Source organism: Pelomonas sp. SE-A7 (genome assembly GCF_030345705.1).
In the GTDB taxonomy this organism is placed as follows: domain Bacteria; phylum Pseudomonadota; class Gammaproteobacteria; order Burkholderiales; family Burkholderiaceae_C; genus JAUASW01.
The window spans coordinates 2,353,762-2,368,365 of record NZ_JAUASW010000001.1; the positions used below are offsets into that span (position 1 = coordinate 2,353,762).

The window sequence follows — 14,604 nt, forward strand, 5'->3', positions numbered from 1 at the left end:
GCGCCAGAATGCGCCCCATGAGCGCCTCAGCCTCGATTCTGCAGCCACAACGCCGGGCCCCTACCAGTGCCAGGGCGGAACAGCGGGTGCGGGACATTCTGCGGGTCGGCCGCGAGGTCTTCGCCGGTCGCGGCTACGAGCGCGCCACCACCACCGAGATCGCCCAGCGCCTGGGGGTCTCCGAGGCCACGGTGTTCACCTATTTCCGCAGCAAGCGCGAGCTCTGCATGCGGGTGATCGCCGACTGGTACGACGACATCATTGCCGCCATCGAGGGCGGCCTGCCGCGCGAGGCCGGCGTGCGCGAGCAGCTGGAATTCATAGTCCACACCCATCTGCGACTGTTCCTGATCCAGGGCACGGGCCTGTGCGAGCTGGTGCTGTCCGAAGGCCGCAAGCGCGATGCCGACTGGGGCCCGGAATTCGGCGAGGCCTTCATCGAGCTGCAGCGACGCTACACCGCGCCGCTGATGGACCTGCTGTCGCGCGGCCAGCAGCTCGGCCAGGTGCGCCAGGACATTCCGCTGCGCATGCTGCGCTCCCTGGTCTTCGGGCCCATGGAGCACATGCTGTGGGAGGTGATCACGGCCGGCCGGCAGATCGACGTGGACCAGAGCGCCCGCGACCTGGTGGCCTTGCTCTGGCCTGCCCTGCAGGCGCCGGACCGCGAGCTGGCTGCGCTGCGCCGGCTGCGCGAACAGTTGCAGAGCGCCCTCGACCAGGACTGATTCACAAAGCCTTCCGCTACCATGCCCCGGCACGTCCGGTGCCTTGGGAGGTCTGCATGTGGGTCGGCCATTGCATTCGTCGTTTCCCTGTTGCCCTGCTCGCCCTTGGCCTGGGGCTGGGCCTTGGCATTGGCGAGGCCGGCGCGGCCGAGGAGGTCTGGCGCTACCAGGTGCGACAGGGTGACACCCTGATCGCGCTGAGCCAGCAGTTCCTGCAGCCCTCGCGCCGCTGGCAGGAGCTGCAGCGGCTCAACCGCGTGGCCAATCCGCGCCGGCTGCAACCGGGCAGCGAGCTGCAGATGCCGGTCAGCTGGCTGGCCCGCGAGGCCAGCTTCGCCCAGACCCTGTTCGTGCGCGGCGACGTGCAATTGCTGCGAGCCGGTCAAGCGCCGCAGCCGCTGCAGGTCGGCACCGAGCTGCGAAGCGGTGACCTGCTCAGAAGCGGCGAACAGTCCTCCGCCACGCTGCGCTTCGCCGACGGCTCGCGCCTGCTGCTGTCGCCGCAGAGCGAGCTGACGCTGGAACAGCTGATGGTGATGGGCCGTAGTGGCCTGCACGACACCCGCCTGCTACTGCAGCGCGGTGGCGCCGACAGCAAGGTCCAGCCGCAGGGACGGCCGTCCTACGAGCTGCGCACGCCGGGCATCAACCTGGGCGTGCGGGGCACGGAGTTCCGCGTCCAGGCCGATGCCTCGGGCAGCCGCGCTGCGGTGCTCGAAGGCCGCGTGGCGGCCGGCCGCGGTGGCCGCGAAGAGCTGGCCCTCAACGCTGGCCAGGGCATCGTGGCGAAGCCCGGTGAAAAACTGCAGGCCCGGCCCCTGCCCGCCGCGCCTTCGCTGAGCGCGGCACCGGCCCTGGTCGAGCGCATTCCGCTGCAACTGGCCTGGGCCGCGGCGCCTGGCGCCAAGGCCTACCGGGCCCAGGTCTTCGCCGACGGCGACAAGGAACAACTGCTGCTGGACGGCCGCTTCGAACAGCCGCAGGCCAGCTGGGCCGACCTGCCTGACGGTCGCTACCGCCTGCGGGTGCGCGCGCTCGACGACGCCGGCCTCGAAGGCCTGTCCAGCGAGGTGGCGTTCAAGCTCAAGGCCCGGCCCGAGCCGCCCTTCATCCGCCAGCCGGCGCCGGACGAGAAGATCTATGGCGACAGCCTCAGTCTCGCCTGGACCGCACCCCAGCAGGCCCAGGCCTACCGCTTGCAGATCGCGGCCACGCCCGACTTCGCCACGCCGCTGGTGGACCGCGCCGACCTCAAGGACACCGAGCTCAAGCTGGCCATCGCCCACGGCCACTATCACTGGCGCCTGGCCAGCATCGCGGCCGGCCCCGACCAGGGCCCCTGGGGCGAGGCCCAGCAGGTCACGCTCAAGCCAGTGCCGCCGGCGCCGCCATCGCTGCCGCCCGATCTGGAAGGCAAGGAGCTGAAGCTGCGCTGGGGCGCCTCCAGCCTGCCCGGCGCCCGCTACCAGGCCCAATGGAGCAGCGACCCCGAGTTCAAGGCCCTCTTGAGCGAGCAGACCCTGGACCAGCCTTCGCTGGTGCTGCCGCGTCCCGGCCCCGGCCGCTACTGGCTGCGCGTGCGCACGGTGGATGCCGACGGCCATCCCGGCCCGTTCGGCACGCCGCAGGGCATTGAGATTCCGCGGCCCTGGTGGCCCTGGCTGATCCCGGCCGGCCTCTTGCTGCTGGCCCTCTGAGCCCTGGCTAGATGCGCAGCAGCCGGCGGCCCCTGTCGTTCAGCAGCCTGAAAAGGCTGGCCGCCCTGCCGCTGCTGGCCCTGCCGCTGGCCGGCCTCTTGAGCCTGACGCCCACCGCCCAGCGCGCCACCGACCTGCTGGACGACGCCCAGCTGCGCTGGACCGCCCGGCCGATGAACCAGGACCCGCCGCTGCTGGTCGACCTGGACGATGCCGCCCTGGCCAGCCTGCAGCCGCAACTCGGCCCCTGGCCCTGGTCGCGCGATGTGTACGCGTTGCTGATCGACTACCTGCGCGAGGCCGGCACCAAGGTGGTCGTGCTCGACATCGTGTTCGAGGCCGAACGCCCCGGTGACGCGGAACTGGCCCGGGTGCTGGCGGCCCGCCAGGACGTGGTGCTGGCCGTCGCCGGCCTGCCTCAGGGCCAGGCGCTGGAGAGCCGCGAGCCGGCCTCGCCCGCCAGCCAGGCCGCCGCGGTCACCGCCAGGCTCCACACCTGGCCGGCGGCCCTGCTGCCGGCGCCGCTGCTGAGCCAGGCCAATCAGGGCCCGGGCGCACTGGGCCTGATCAGCGCGCCGCTGGATGCCGACGGCCGGCTGCGCCGCCTGCCGCTGCTGCAGCGGGTCCAGGGCCGGACCCTCAGCAGCTTGCCGCTGGCCGCACTGGAGCGATTGCATGGCAGCGCCGCGCGGCTGGAGGGCGGCGCGCTGCTGCTGGGTTCGCGGCGTTTGGCGGTCGGCGACCAGGCCCAGCTGCGCCTGCACCTGCCCAGCAATGCCGAAGCCCTGCCGCGGCTGGATGCCACGCGCCTGCTGGGCGCCGCGCTGGGCCGGCAGGAGGATGCCTCGCTGCGGCCGCAGCTGGGCGGCCGCACGGTCTTCATAGGCAGCAGCGCCTTCTTCGCCGACCGCGTGATGACGGCCCAGGGCCAGCATGCCGGCACCGAGCTGATGGCCCTGGCCTTTGCCGAGCTGGCCGCCCAGAGCCAGGTCCGCGATGCCGGTCCCGGCGCCGCCATGGCCCTGGCTTTTTTCGCCTGGCTGCCCGCGCTCTGGGCCCTGTGGCACCGCCGGCCGCGGCTGGCACGTCTGAGCCTGGCCTGCGCAGTGGCCGGTGGCGTGCTGCTGCTCGCCGGCTTCGCCGCCCTGAGCCAGTCGCGCCTGCTGCTGCCGCTGCTGCCAGCCCTGCTCACTTTGGTCTGCACCCTGCTGCTGGGCGCCTTCGCCCAGATCCGCTGGCAGACGCTGACCGAGCGCCGGCTGGAAATGGCCAAGGCCGTGGCCGAGGCGGCCAACGAGGCCAAGAGCCAGTTCCTGGCCAATGTCAGCCACGAGATCCGCACGCCCATGAATGCGCTCTTGGGCCTGTCCGAGCTGCTGGCGCGCACACCCTTGAACGAGGAACAGCGCCGCTACGTCAGCCTGTTCCGCAGCTCGGGCCAGAGCCTGTTCGAGCTGATCAACGACCTGCTGGACATCTCCAAGATCGAGGCCGGCCGCATGAGCATCCATCCGGGTCCGCTGCGGCTGCGCGCCCTGGTCGAGGAGCAGCTGGAGCTGCTGCACGAGCGAGCCGCTGCCGCCGGCCTCTATCTGCGGCTGGAGGTGGAGCCAGCCGCCCAGCTGCGCGCCGAGGCCTGGGTGCTGGGCGATGCCAAGCGCCTGGCGCAGGTGCTGGTCAACCTGATGGGCAATGCGATCAAGTTCACCCGCGAAGGCGGCGTCACCGTGCGCCTGGGCTGCGGCGAGGGCGAGGAAGAGATGGTGATCGCGGTGCAGGACACCGGCATAGGCATAGCCGCCAGCAAGCATGAGCTGATCTTCCAGCCCTTCACCCAGGCCGACGGCTCGACCACGCGCTTGTTCGGCGGCACCGGGCTGGGCCTGGCGATCAGCCGCAGCCTGGCCGCGATGATGGGCGGCAAGCTCAGCCTGGTCAGCGAGCCCGGCCTGGGCTCGACCTTCCGCCTGAGCCTGCCGCTGCCGGCCACCGAGCCGCCCAGCAGCACAGCGGCCGAGCCCCTGTCCCAGCCACAGCAAGACCTGGCCCCGCTGGACATCCTGCTGTGCGAGGACAACGAGGTCAATGTGCTGGTGATCGAGGCCATGCTGCAGCCGCAGGGCCACCGGGTCGACGTGGCGGGCAGCGGCGAGCAGGGCCTGGCCTGTCTGCGCGAGCGCCGCTACGACCTGGTGCTGATGGACATACAGATGCCGGGCATGGACGGCCACAGCGCCACCCGCGCCTTGCGCGAGCTGGAGCGCGAGCAGGGCTGGCCGCGCACGCCGGTGATAGCGCTGACCGCCCATGCCTTCGAGGCCGATGCGCTCAAGAGCCTGGCGGCCGGCTGCGACGGCCACCTCAGCAAGCCGGTCAGCCAGACCGAGCTCTTGCAGACCCTGGCCCGCCACGGCCGCCGCGCCGCGCCGGGCGAGGCGCCACATGCGGCGCCGGCCGGCCCGGCGGTCCACGAGCTGCTGAGCGGCGGACGCCTGCCGCCGGGCACGGTGGAACGGCTGCGGCGCATCGAGCATGCGCGGGTCTTCCTCGGTGGTTGGCGCGGTGCCTGGGCCGCGGCCGACGAGGTCCAGCGCCAGGCCCTGCTGGCCGACCTGCAGGCGATCTGCGCCGACCTCGGGGCCACGGCCCTGGCCGAGGCCGCGGCCAGCGGCGATGCGGCAGCTGTCGAGCGTGAGCGTGCTGCGCTCTACCAGGCCCTGACCTGATCGCTGCCGCGGCTCAGCGCCGGTAGGCCAGGCGCTGCACCAGCACCATCTCGCAGAGCTTGAAGCCCAGCCAGGCGGCCACCGCCGCCACGGCGGTGAGCAGCAGTTCCAGCGCCTGCTGGGCGCCGCCGTCCAGCAGCGCATCCCAGCCATGGGCCGCGATCAGGCTGGCATTGGCCGACACCTGTCGCACCAGGTCCAGCGACAGCCAGCCGAACAGCAGGAAGCAAAGCGTCATCAGCACGAAGCAGGCCAGGCCATGGGCCTGCAGCCAGAGGTGGGCACGGTTCGGCGTCATCAACAAACCCTTCCATGCATGCAGAGCGGCCCTCAAAGCGTTACGCTTCGCGCTCCCCTCCCCCAAGCCTCACGACAAGGAGCGCGGCAATGCCGATCAAGCTGACGGTCAATGGTAAGCCGGTGTCGCTGGACGCCGATCCCGAGATGCCCCTGCTGTGGGCCCTGCGCGAGGACCTCAATCTCACCGGCACCAAGTTCGGCTGCGGCATGGCCCTGTGCGGCGCCTGCACCGTGCACCTGGACGGCCAGCCGATCCGCTCCTGCTCGACGCCGCTGTCCGCCGTGTCAGGCAAAAAGGTGACGACCATCGAAGGCGTCGGTGCCTCCGCCACCGGCAAGGCGGTCCAGCATGCCTGGGTCAAGCTGGACGTGCCGCAATGCGGCTACTGCCAGAGCGGCCAGATCATGAGCGCCTGCGCCCTGCTGGCCGGCAAGAAGAAGCCGAGCGACACCGACATAGACAACGCCATGAGCGGCAACCTCTGCCGCTGCGGCACCTACAACCAGATCCGTGCGGCCATCAAGGACGCCTCGGCCACGCTGAGCAAGGGAGCCTGAGATGAAGCTGGACCGCCGCGAATTCCTCGAGTCCGGTGCCGCCCTCAGCATCGGTTTCGCCCTGCCCCTGTCGGCACGCGCTGCCGCCGCTTCGCAGAGCAATACCTTCGCCCCCAATGCCTGGCTGCGCATCACGCCGGACAACCGCATCACCGTGATCTGTGGCTCGGCCGAGATGGGCCAGGGCGTGCTGACCGCCATCCCCATGCTGGTCGCCGAGGAGCTGGAGGCGGACTGGAAGCTGGTCAGCGTCGAGCAGGCGCCGGTGGACCAGGCCTACAACAACCCGATGTTCGGCATGCAGGCCACCGGCGGCTCGACCACGGTGCGGGCCCACTGGACGCCGGTGCGCCAGGCCGGTGCCGCGGCGCGCGAGATGCTGCTGGCCGCGGCCGCCAAGAAATGGGGCCTGCCGGCCGACAAGCTGCGCTGCGAGAAGAGCCAGATCATTGCCCCCGGCGGCCAGAAGATCACGTACGGCGCCCTGGTCGCGCTGGCGGCCGAGCAGCCGGTGCCGGAGAAGCCGCTGCTCAAGTCCAGCGCCGACTTCAAGATCCTCGGCAAGCCCACGCCGCGACTGGACACGCCGGCCAAGACCAATGGCACGGCCCGCTTCGGCATCGATGCGCGGGTGGACGGCATGCTGGTGGCCGTGATGGCCCGCGCGCCGCATGCCGGCATCAAGCCCAAGAGCTTCAACGAGGCCGCGGCCAAGGCCGTCAAGGGCGTGCGCCAGGTGATCGCCATCGACTCCGGCGTGGCCGTGCTGGCCGACGGCTTCTGGGCCGCCAAGAAGGGCCGCGATGCGCTGGCCGTGGTTTGGGACATGGGCGACAAGGCCCAGCTCGGCGGCAGCAAGGTCTCGGACCTGCTGTCCACCGGCGCCACCAATGCCGACGCCATCGCCGTGGACGAGGGCAGCGTCAAGATGGCGATCAGCAGCGCCGCACGCACGCTGCAGGCCGAGTACGAGGTGCCCTACCTGGCCCATGCCTGCATGGAGCCGCTGAACTGCCTGGCCTGGGTGAGGGGCGACGAGGTCGAGATCTGGGCCGGCACGCAGAGCCAGGGCCCGGCCCAGGGCATATTGGCCCAGGTTGCCTCGGCCACGCCGGCCAAGGTCAAGATCAACACCCTGCTGCTGGGCGGTGGCTTCGGGCGCCGCTTCGCGCCGGACTTCACCATCGATGCCGTGCTGCTGTCCAAGCTCAGCAAGCGGCCGGTCAAGCTGATCTACACCCGCGAGGACGACATGGCGGCCGGCTTCTACCGCCCGGCCTCGCTGGTGCGCTTCGAAGGCGGTCTGGACGAAAAGGGCCAGATCGCGCTGCTGCGCGCCGACGTGGGTTCGCCGTCCATCATGGCCGCCTCGGGCTTCATGCAGATACCGCCGAGCGGCGTCGATGCGATGGCGGTGGAAGGCCTGGCCGACCATCCCTACAGCATCGCCAACCAGCGCATCGCCTATGGCCGCGCCGAGCCGGGCCCGCAGGTCTGGTTCTGGCGCTCGGTCGGCCATTCGCAGAACACTTTCTTCATCGAGAGCTTCATCGACGAGCTGGCGGCCGCGGCCAAGAAGGACCCGCTGGCCTTCCGCCTGGAGCACCTGGACCCCAAGAAGCATGCGCGCCATCGCGGCGTGCTGGAACTGGCCGCCGCCAAGGCCGGCTGGGGCAAGCCGCTGCCGGCGGGCCGGCACCGCGGCATCGCCGTGGCCGAGGCCTTCGGCAGCTTCGTGGCCGAGGTGGCCGAGGTCTCGGTCTCCAGCGACGGCACGCCCAAGGTGCACCGCGTGGTCGCGGCCGTGGACTGCGGCCTGACCGCCAATCCGCAGACCATCACCCGGCAGATCGAGAGCGCCATCTGCTTCGCGCTGTCGGCTGCCCTGTACGGCAAGATCAGCTTCGAGGGTGGCAAGGTCCAGCAGGGCAACTTCCACGACTATCCGCTGGTGCGCATGAACGAGATGCCGCAAGTCGAGGTCCACATCATGCCTAGCAAGGCCGATCCCGGCGGCATAGGCGAGCCCGGCACGCCGCCGCTGGCACCGGCGGTGGCCAATGCCATCTTCGCGGCCACCGGCAAGCGGATCCGCAAGCTGCCCATAGACACCAGCCTGCTCAAGAAGGCCTGAGCGATGACGAGGAAGTCGCGCGCCGCCGTGGCCTTTGCGGCGGGCCAGCCGCTGCAGGTGGTCGAGATCGATGTGGCCCCGCCGCGCAAGGGCGAGGTGCTGGTCCGCATCACCCACACCGGCGTCTGCCACACCGATGCCTTCACGCTCAGCGGCGACGACCCCGAGGGCCTGTTCCCGGTGGTGCTGGGGCATGAGGGCGCGGGCGTGGTGGTCGAGGTCGGCGAAGGCGTCAGCAGCGTCAAGCCGGGCGACCATGTGATCCCGCTCTACACCGCCGAATGCGGCGAATGCCTGTTCTGCAAGAGCGGCAAGACCAACCTCTGCGTGGCCGTGCGCGCCACGCAGGGCAAGGGCCAGATGCCGGACGGCACGACGCGCTTCTCCTACCAGGGCCAGCCGCTTTACCACTACATGGGCTGCTCCACCTTCAGCGAGTACACCGTGGTGGCCGAGGTCTCGCTGGCCAAGGTGAATCCCGAGGCCAACCCGGAGCAGGTCTGCCTGCTGGGCTGCGGCGTGACCACCGGCCTCGGCGCGGTCAAGAACACGGCCAAGGTGCAGCCGGGCGACACGGTGGCGGTGTTCGGCCTGGGCGGCATAGGCCTGGCCGTGGTCCAGGGCGCCAAGCTGGCCCAGGCCGGCCGCATCATCGCCATCGACACCAACCCGTCCAAGTTCGAGCTGGCCCGGGTGTTCGGCGCCACCGACTGCGTCAATCCGGCCGACCACGACAAGCCCATCCAGCAAGTCATCACCGAGATGACCGGCTGGGGCGTCGATCACTCCTTCGAGTGCATTGGCAATGTGAAGGTGATGCGCGCCGCGCTGGAATGCGCGCACCGCGGCTGGGGCCAGTCCATCATCATCGGCGTGGCCGGGGCGGGCCAGGAGATCTCGACGAGGCCCTTCCAGCTGGTCACCGGCCGGCGCTGGATGGGCACGGCCTTCGGCGGCGTCAAGGGCCGCTCGCAGCTGCCCGGCATGGTGGAAGACGCGATGGCCGGCCGCATCCAGCTGGCGCCCTTCGTCACCCACACCTTGCCGCTGACCGACATCAACCAGGCCTTCGAGCTGATGCACGAAGGCAAGTCCATACGCTCGGTGGTGAGCTTCTGAGGACGGGGCCTAGCGGCCCAGCGCGCGCTCCAGGGCCTGGCCCACATGGCGGTAGCCGAAGCCTTCGTAGCCGATCACGCTGACTGCCGGCGCCGCCATCACGATCAAGAGGCAGACCGTCATCGACAAGCCGGCCGCCGCGGCCAGGGGCGCCGCCACCAGCACGGCCGCGGTGATCAGCAGCAGCAGGCCGTGGAACCAGTGCATCTCGGCGTACAACACGCTGTAGAGCCAGTACAGCGTCAGCAGGTAGACCGCCACCGGCACCGTCAGCGACAACACCACGGCCACCGCGCTGATGTGGGCCTTGTGCTCTATCGCCAGGGCCGCGACATGCAGGCCGGCGCCGGTGGCCGCGATGGCGGCGAACACCAGCATGCTGCCGTAGCCCCACTTGAACGAGCGCTCGCGCCGCGCATGCAGGATCTCGCCGGCCGAGACCAGGAAGTACGCCCACCACATGCCGAACGTGAGCCCCAGGCCGGCGATCACGACCAGCACCGCATCCAGGGTCCAGCCCTGGACCTCGACCACGGCCGACAGCGAGGCCACGGTGCCGACCACGCCCTCGCCCAGCGCAATGATGGCCAGCAGGCTGTAGCGCTCGGCAATGTGGTGGGCATGCCAGGGCGTGCCGCCGTGGCGGGTCTCGGCCAGGTAGGGGCCGCTCAGTTCTATCGCCAGCAGCAAGGCGTAGACCGCCAGCGCCGGCCCCAGGCCCATGGGGATCCAGGCCATGGCCACCCAGCCGATCTGGGCGATGACGATGGTCGCGACATAGGTGCGGCAGGTGGCGGCATAGCGCGGCGCCTGGCGGGCGGCGCGCAGCCACTGGAACAGCATGGCCACGCGCATCACCACATAGCCAGCCACGACCACGCCGTTGTCTATGCCCTCGGCCGCATCCAGCGAATGAAAGACCCGCGGCAGGCCCAGGCCCATCACGGTGACGCCCACCATCTGCACCATGGTGGCCAGGCGGTGCGCCCAGTCGTCGGTGTCGAAGGCCGAGGCGAACCAGGAGTAGTTGATCCAGCCCCAGATCACGGCAAACATCGCGAAGCCGAAGCCGCCCAGGGCCGCGCCCACATGGCCCTCGGCCAGCAGATGGGCCAGCTGGTTGGCCGCCTGGCCGATGGCGACCACGAAGACCAGGTCGTAGAGCAGCTCCAGCGGCGTGGCCGTGCGGCCCTGCTCATGCGGATCGCGGCCGTCGACCCGGCGGATGCGGTGGGTGCGGCCGCTGGTCTCGGCGCGGTGTTCGTCGTGGCTGCTCATGCTCATGCCGGTCTTCCTGGCCCTGCGATGGGTGCCGAGTATGGCCCGAGGGCGTGCAGAATCGGCCCCCTAGCCACCCCCTTGCCGCCATGAGCATCCTCGGCTTCAGCCACTACAACCTGCGCGCCCCGCGGCCTCAGCTCGACCAGCTGCGCGACTTCTATTGCGAGGTGGTCGGACTCACGGCCGGCCCGCGGCCCGCCTTCAACAACTTCGGCTACTGGCTCTATGCCGGTGGACGCGACGTGCTGCACCTGACCGAGATGCGGCCGGACGAGGTCCGCCAGTTGGGTGCCCGCGCCAGCTTCGACCATGCGGCCTTCAACTGCAGCGGCCGCAGCGAGGTCGAGCAGCGCCTGGCCCGCCACGGCATCGCCTACGAGGTGGGCGAGGTGCCGCTGACCGGCCAGGTGCAGCTGTTCTTCAGCGACCCGGCCGGCAATGGCGTGGAGCTGAATTTCGCCGCCAGCGATCGCTAGATCCCGGCGGCTGTCTACACTGCGGCCGCTTCCCATATTTCCCGAGGTCCGCGAATGTCCAGCTATGTAGAAGGCGCCCTGGTCAAGGACGAGCGCATCGTCCACATCGGTCACATCAGCCTGTGGGCCCTGTGGCACCTGATCGCCCTGGGCGTGCTGCTGCTGCCGGCCTTCGGCCTGGGCCTGGTGTTCTTCATCGTGGCCTGGGTGCGCTACAAGTCGGTCGAGCTGGCCGTCACCAACAAGCGCATCATCGTCAAGCACGGCTTCATCCGCCGCAGCACCATAGAGATCAACCTGAACAAGGCCGAGAGCGTGCAGGTGGACCAGGGCATGCTGGGCCGCATCTTCGACTTCGGCACCCTGGTCATCTCGGGCACCGGCACCTCGCATGCGCCGCTGACCGGCATCGCCTCGCCGATGGACTTCCGCAGGGCCTTCATCGAGGCCCAGGACGGCGGCCAGGCCGCCTCGAACTAGGCCCGCACCGGGTCGATCGGCGTCACGACGGCGCCCTGCCGCTCGATGACTTCGGCGGCATCCAGGCACAGCTCGTCCTGGTAGCGAGCGCCGGTCAGCAGCACGCCGATGGGCAGACCCGTCGCGGCATCGCGGCCGGCCGGCACGCAGGCCGAGGGCAGGCCCAGCAAGTTGGCCGGCACCACCGGCCGCATCATCTCTATCGTCGCCGCCGTGCCCTCGGGCGTCGCCACGTCGAAGCCCAGCTCGAAGGGCAGCTGGGTCCAGGTCGGCGACAGGATCAGCGGCGTCCGATCCAGGAACTGCGACCAGGCCCGCGCAATGCCATCGCGCAGCAGCATCAGGCCGGACATCGCCAGCGGGTTGTCCAGCGGCGGCACGCCCTGGCCGGCCGTGACCAGGAAGCGCTGCGCGTCCTCGCCCATCAGCGGCAGCAGCTGGGGCAGCACGGCGCCGAAGTCGCCGATCAGCAGCCGCGCCCAGGTGGCGACCGCCTCTTCGTAGCGCGGCGGAGTCAGCTCCTCGACCTCGTAGCCGGCGGCCGCCAGCGCCTGGGCACTGCGCCTCACGACGGCGGCAATGGCCGGGTCGGTGCGGCCGCCCGGCGGCTCGGCCAGCACGGCCACGCGGACCGGGCCGCGCCGGCGGGCGGGCGGCAGGTCCAGCGACGCGGGGTCGCGCGGATGGGCGCCCGAGATCACGTCCAGCGCCACCCGCAGGTCGGCCACGCGACGGGCCATCGGGCCCTGCACGTTCATCAGCTGCACGGCCAGCAGGTGCTCCTCATGCGGCACCAGGCCGGCGTCGGGCACGCGCCCGTACGAGGGCCGGATCGAAGCGATGCCACAGGCGCTGGCCGGATTGCGCAGCGAACCGCCGATGTCATTGCCCAGGCCCAGCGCCGCCATGCCGGTGGCCAGGGCGACCGCCTCGCCGCCGCTGGAGCCGGCGCAGCTGCGCTGCGGATTCCAGGGATTGAGCGTCAGGCCATGCAGGCTGCTGTCGGTGTGCACGCGCAGTGCCATGTCGGGCAGGTTGGTGCGGCCTATGGGGATGGCGCCGGCCGCGCGCATGCGCTCGACCACCGGTGCGTCCAGCGGCACCACGGCATGGGCCAGCGGGGCCACGCCCCAGGTCGTGGCCTGGCCGGCCATGTCGATGTTGGCCTTGACGGTGAACGGCACGCCATGCAGCGGCGGCAGCGGCTCGCCCCGCGCGGCCCGGGCGTCGGCAGCGCGGGCCGCGGCGCGGGCCTCGCCGTCCAGCACATGGACGATGGCATTGAGGTGCGGGTTGAGTTCGGCAATGCGCTGCAGGTGGGCGTCGACCACCTCGACGGCGCTCAGCTCGCGGCTGGCGATATGGCGGGCGAGGTCCAGGGCGGGCAGTCTCCAGAGGTCTTGCATGGCGGTCTCCTTGGCGTTGTCGGCGGGCCGCTTCATGCGCCCCTGTCCGAGACTCTAGGAAGCGCCCGGACAGCGGGCATCGGGCGAATGCCCTATCGGGGCCGGGGCAGCAGGCCCTGCTCCAGCGCGAACAAGGTGGCGCCCGCGCGGGTATGGACACCGGCCTTGCGGTAGATCGACTGGACCTGGTGGCCGATGGTCTTGGGCGAGCTGCCCAGACGGCGCGCCATCTCCTTGTTGGTGCGCCCGGACGCCAGCTCGACCAGCACCTCGGCCTCGCGCTCCGACAGACCGGCCGGCAGGCGCGAAGCCGGCACCGGCGCCTGCAGGCGAGCCCCCAGCACGGCCAGCACCGCGGACGTGGCCTCGCGGTCCAGCCGTCCCGCCGCCACCTCGTCGCCGACGATGCCTGCAATGGCCGCCAGGTCCATCGCATTGCGGTGCGGTCGCGCCTCGCCCAGCGCCGCCACCACGTCGGCTGCCGCCAGCAGGCGCGCTGCCAGCGTCAATGAACGGGCATCGATGGAGCGACCGTAGCCGCTGCCGTCCAGCCGCTCATGGGCGGCGCCGGCCAGCTCGGCCAGCGGGGCCAGCGAGGCCACCCGGCCGAGGATCTGGCGCGTGTAGTTCGCATGCAGCCTGAGTCGGTCCAGCTCGCCCTGGCTCAGCGGCCCGGGCTTGTCCCAGACCTCGGTGGAGATGCCCACGCGCCCCAGGTCATGGACCAGGGCGGCGCAGCGCAGCAGATGCTGCTGATCCAGGTCCAGCCCCAGGCTGCGGGCCGCATCGACCGCCAGGTCCGCCACCCGCCGGTTGTGGCCCAGCAGCCAGCTCGACTGGATGTCGGCATAGTCGGCCAGCACCAGCAGGGCCTGCTCCAGCGACTCGCCTTCCAGCCATTCGTGCGGCAGCGGCTCCAGCGCCGACAGCTGATCCCAACGCGCAGGCAGCTGCTCGATCAGGCCAGGCCCCAGGGCCAGCACCCGGTCGACCAGGCTCGGTTCGAACTGCCCGCCGCGACGCTCGCGCAAGACCTCGGCCGCGCGCGCATGGCCGCCCAGGCGAGCATGCAACAGCAGCTCCTGAGCCAGCACGACGATACGGACGGCCGGCAGGATGGCCTCGCCAGCCACGGCCGGGATGCCCCGGCCATCCCAGCGCGCGAACAGCTGGCCCAGGCCGGTCACGAAGCGCTCATCGAAGCCCAGGCGCCGGCCCAGGCGCTGGGCCACCTCGCAATGGCCGGGAAAGATCTCGCGGGCGAATTCGGCCGAGCGCGCCAAGCCGCGCAAGCTGGCCAGGGCCGTAGCAATGGCCGAGTCCTCCGCATGGGCGGCGCGGATGCGGCGCACCAGCGCGGCGATCACCTGGGGAGCGGCGGCCGTGTCCAGCGGCGCCATCGCGCGCCGCAGCTCGATCACGTCGCCGGCGATGCCGGCCATCACGCCGGTATCGGCATTGCAGCCGATGAAGCGCAGCAGGGCCTGGTAGTAGACCTGGCGCAACTCGCTGCCGCTGACTCCCCGGTCCTGGGCAATGCGCAGCGCCACGGCACAGCCCTGCAAGGCCTGGTCGGCATCCTGGCCCATGGCCAGCTCGCTGGCCGCGGCCAGGCAGGCCATCAGGTCGGCAAAGCGCAGACGAAGCGGGCTCATGGCCGGACTATGCCCCAGCCATCGCCCGGGCCGCACTCAATGGC

At 71.0% G+C, this 14,604-nt stretch carries 12 protein-coding genes; 8 read left to right on the top strand and 4 right to left on the bottom strand.

What is annotated here, in order from left to right:
• Positions 1–17 precede the first annotated feature (17 nt).
• From QT382_RS10635 to QT382_RS10645, 3 genes are read left to right on the top strand one after another with little or no spacing between them, the layout of a single operon-like run.
• Positions 18–728, top strand: coding sequence for a TetR/AcrR family transcriptional regulator (locus tag QT382_RS10635; RefSeq protein ID WP_289254007.1), 711 nt, complete (start codon positions 18–20; stop codon positions 726–728).
• 56 nt (positions 729–784) lie between these two features.
• The gene (locus QT382_RS10640) at positions 785–2,425 is read left to right on the top strand and encodes a FecR domain-containing protein (RefSeq protein WP_289254008.1); all 1,641 of its coding nucleotides are present in this window, start codon (positions 785–787) and stop codon (positions 2,423–2,425) included.
• A gap of 11 nt (positions 2,426–2,436) precedes the next feature.
• On the top strand, positions 2,437–5,151 hold the full coding sequence (locus tag QT382_RS10645) for a CHASE2 domain-containing protein (protein WP_289254009.1): 2,715 nt from the start codon (positions 2,437–2,439) through the stop codon (positions 5,149–5,151).
• Positions 5,152–5,164: 13 nt separating this feature from the next.
• Here QT382_RS10645 and QT382_RS10650 read toward each other — a convergent pair whose 3' ends face one another.
• The gene (locus QT382_RS10650; RefSeq protein ID WP_289254010.1) at positions 5,165–5,449 is read right to left on the bottom strand and encodes a hypothetical protein; all 285 of its coding nucleotides are present in this window, start codon (positions 5,447–5,449) and stop codon (positions 5,165–5,167) included.
• A gap of 89 nt (positions 5,450–5,538) precedes the next feature.
• Between QT382_RS10650 and QT382_RS10655 the strand changes: the two genes are divergently transcribed.
• From QT382_RS10655 to QT382_RS10665, 3 genes are read left to right on the top strand one after another with little or no spacing between them, the layout of a single operon-like run.
• Complete coding sequence (locus QT382_RS10655) at positions 5,539–6,009, top strand: (2Fe-2S)-binding protein (protein ID WP_289254011.1); 471 nt, start codon at positions 5,539–5,541, stop codon at positions 6,007–6,009.
• Position 6,010: 1 nt separating this feature from the next.
• Positions 6,011–8,143 (top strand): xanthine dehydrogenase family protein molybdopterin-binding subunit, encoded by a 2,133-nt coding sequence (locus tag QT382_RS10660; RefSeq protein ID WP_289254012.1) that lies wholly within the window; start codon positions 6,011–6,013, stop codon positions 8,141–8,143.
• Positions 8,144–8,146: 3 nt separating this feature from the next.
• Positions 8,147–9,262 carry an S-(hydroxymethyl)glutathione dehydrogenase/class III alcohol dehydrogenase gene (locus QT382_RS10665; protein WP_289254013.1) on the top strand — a complete coding sequence of 372 codons (1,116 nt, stop codon included), beginning with the start codon at positions 8,147–8,149 and terminating at the stop codon, positions 9,260–9,262.
• 9 nt (positions 9,263–9,271) lie between these two features.
• On the opposite strand, the gene QT382_RS10670 is transcribed toward QT382_RS10665, so the two are convergent.
• Positions 9,272–10,546, bottom strand: coding sequence for a low temperature requirement protein A (locus QT382_RS10670; protein WP_289254014.1), 1,275 nt, complete (start codon positions 10,544–10,546; stop codon positions 9,272–9,274).
• An 83-nt stretch (positions 10,547–10,629) separates the two neighbouring features.
• Between QT382_RS10670 and QT382_RS10675 the strand changes: the two genes are divergently transcribed.
• Together QT382_RS10675 and QT382_RS10680 are read left to right on the top strand one after the other, a co-directional pair.
• Positions 10,630–11,019 carry a VOC family protein gene (locus QT382_RS10675; protein WP_289254015.1) on the top strand — a complete coding sequence of 130 codons (390 nt, stop codon included), beginning with the start codon at positions 10,630–10,632 and terminating at the stop codon, positions 11,017–11,019.
• 54 nt (positions 11,020–11,073) lie between these two features.
• On the top strand, positions 11,074–11,499 hold the full coding sequence (locus QT382_RS10680) for a PH domain-containing protein (RefSeq protein ID WP_289254016.1): 426 nt from the start codon (positions 11,074–11,076) through the stop codon (positions 11,497–11,499).
• Here the strand turns inward: QT382_RS10680 and QT382_RS10685 are convergent.
• Both QT382_RS10685 and QT382_RS10690 read right to left on the bottom strand, forming a co-directional pair.
• Positions 11,496–12,905: an amidase gene (locus tag QT382_RS10685; protein ID WP_289254017.1), complete on the bottom strand. Its 1,410-nt coding sequence runs from the start codon at positions 12,903–12,905 to the stop codon at positions 11,496–11,498. The genes QT382_RS10680 and QT382_RS10685 overlap by 4 nt on opposite strands.
• A 92-nt stretch (positions 12,906–12,997) precedes the next feature.
• Positions 12,998–14,560: an HD domain-containing phosphohydrolase gene (locus tag QT382_RS10690; protein WP_289254018.1), complete on the bottom strand. Its 1,563-nt coding sequence runs from the start codon at positions 14,558–14,560 to the stop codon at positions 12,998–13,000.
• Positions 14,561–14,604 lie beyond the last annotated feature (44 nt).

Bases quoted from the DNA above. Each gene is read 5' to 3' on its own strand.
- QT382_RS10655 (WP_289254011.1), top strand. From the start codon at position 5,539: ATGCCGATCAAGCTGACGGTCAATGGTAAGCCGGTGTCGCTGGACGCC.
- QT382_RS10675 (WP_289254015.1), top strand. From the start codon at position 10,630: ATGAGCATCCTCGGCTTCAGCCACTACAACCTGCGCGCCCCGCGGCCT.
- QT382_RS10690 (WP_289254018.1), bottom strand. From the start codon at position 14,560: ATGAGCCCGCTTCGTCTGCGCTTTGCCGACCTGATGGCCTGCCTGGCC.
- QT382_RS10680 (WP_289254016.1), top strand. From the start codon at position 11,074: ATGTCCAGCTATGTAGAAGGCGCCCTGGTCAAGGACGAGCGCATCGTC.
- QT382_RS10635 (WP_289254007.1), top strand. From the start codon at position 18: ATGAGCGCCTCAGCCTCGATTCTGCAGCCACAACGCCGGGCCCCTACC.
- QT382_RS10660 (WP_289254012.1), top strand. From the start codon at position 6,011: ATGAAGCTGGACCGCCGCGAATTCCTCGAGTCCGGTGCCGCCCTCAGC.
- QT382_RS10685 (WP_289254017.1), bottom strand. From the start codon at position 12,905: ATGCAAGACCTCTGGAGACTGCCCGCCCTGGACCTCGCCCGCCATATC.
- QT382_RS10640 (WP_289254008.1), top strand. From the start codon at position 785: ATGTGGGTCGGCCATTGCATTCGTCGTTTCCCTGTTGCCCTGCTCGCC.
- QT382_RS10645 (WP_289254009.1), top strand. From the start codon at position 2,437: ATGCGCAGCAGCCGGCGGCCCCTGTCGTTCAGCAGCCTGAAAAGGCTG.
- QT382_RS10665 (WP_289254013.1), top strand. From the start codon at position 8,147: ATGACGAGGAAGTCGCGCGCCGCCGTGGCCTTTGCGGCGGGCCAGCCG.
- QT382_RS10650 (WP_289254010.1), bottom strand. From the start codon at position 5,449: ATGACGCCGAACCGTGCCCACCTCTGGCTGCAGGCCCATGGCCTGGCC.
- QT382_RS10670 (WP_289254014.1), bottom strand. From the start codon at position 10,546: ATGAGCATGAGCAGCCACGACGAACACCGCGCCGAGACCAGCGGCCGC.